This window comes from Pseudomonas sp. XP2 (assembly GCF_053557975.1).
In genome coordinates, this window is sequence record NZ_JBNRIK010000001.1 from 342,443 (window position 1) to 343,776 (window position 1,334).

The following is a 1,334-nucleotide window of genomic DNA, read 5'->3' on the forward strand; positions in this document are numbered from 1 at the left end:
CCGGGGTTCAGCACCAGTTGCATGAAGGTCAGGTCCAGGCAGCGGCCAAATTTCACCCCCACCTGCGGCATCTGCCCGGTCACCACGAAGCCCAGCCGCTCATGCAGGCGCACCGACGCCGCGTTGCCACTCTCGATGGCTGCCACCATCACATGCTTGCCGCACCCGCGCGCACGCTCGACCAGCGCTGCCATCAATACCGGCCCCAGCCCTTTGCCACGCTGGTCGCCGCGGATATACACCGAGTGCTCCACGGTGTTGCGAAAGCCCTCGAACGGCCGCCAGTCGCCAAACGAGGCATAACCGAGCACGCCACTGTCGTCCACCGCCACCAGTATCGGATACCCCTGCTGCGCCCGTGCTTCAAACCAGGCCTGACGGTTGCCGAGGTCCACCGGGGTTTCGTTCCAGATCGCCGTGGTATTGCGCACTGCGTCGTTATAGATGTCGAGGATGCCCGGCACGTCGGTGGGCAGGGCGTCGCGGATTTGGTAACTCATGACAGGGTCTCGCAGGGTCGTTGCTTGCAGATTAAATGGTTACCAAGCCACGCACACCTTCGGCTTGCATGTTTTCGCCGCGGCCGTGCTGCACGATCTCGCCACGGGCCATGACCAGGTACTGGTCGGCCAGTTCCTCGGCAAAGTCGTAGAACTGCTCCACCAGCAGGATCGCCATGTCGCCGCGCTCGGCCAGGCGGCGGATGACGGCACCGATTTCCTTGATTACCGAGGGCTGGATGCCTTCGGTCGGCTCGTCGAGAATCAGCAGCCGTGGGCGGCTGGCCAGGGCGCGGCCGATTGCCAGCTGTTGCTGCTGGCCGCCAGACAGATCGCCGCCACGGCGCTGTTTCATTTGTTCCAGCACCGGGAACAGTTCGTAGATGAACGCGGGGACTTCGCGGGCCTCACGGGCCGGGAAGCGTGACAGCCCCATCAGCAGGTTTTCCTCGACGGTGAGGCGCGGGAAAATTTCGCGGCCCTGGGGCACGTAGGCGATGCCGGCCTGCACCCGTTGCTGGGGCTTGAGGCGGGTAATGGGCTTGCCCTCCCATTCGATGCTGCCGTCACGGGAGGGTACCAGGCCCATCAGGCAGCGCAGCAGGGTGGTCTTGCCCACGCCGTTGCGGCCCAGCAGGCAGGTGACTTCGCCGACCTTGGCTTCGAACGACAGGCCACGCAGGATGTGGCTGCCGCCGTAGTATTGGTGCAGGGTGTCGATTTTCAGCATGTCATGTCCTTGGTGTTTTTGTTGTGGCTGCACCGGCCCTTTCGCGGGACAAGCCCGCTCCCACAGGTTCACCACAGTTTTGGAATGAGTGATTTCCCTGTGGG

2 protein-coding genes are annotated in these 1,334 nt (G+C 63.8%); both read right to left on the minus strand.

Translation table 11 applies throughout. The features are described from left to right. A partial coding sequence (locus tag ACK1VC_RS01475; protein WP_449117817.1) for an N-acetyltransferase family protein occupies window positions 1–500 on the minus strand: 500 nt, incomplete at its 3' end. A gap of 31 nt (window positions 501–531) precedes the next feature. Next, complete coding sequence (gene urtE, locus ACK1VC_RS01480) at window positions 532–1,230, minus strand: urea ABC transporter ATP-binding subunit UrtE (protein WP_191087031.1); 699 nt, start codon at window positions 1,228–1,230, stop codon at window positions 532–534. Between the last annotated feature and the right edge of the window lie 104 nt (window positions 1,231–1,334).

Excerpts from the sequence above, each read along its gene's own strand:
- urtE (WP_191087031.1), bottom strand. The coding sequence starts at position 1,230 with ATGCTGAAAATCGACACCCTGCACCAATACTACGGCGGCAGCCACATC.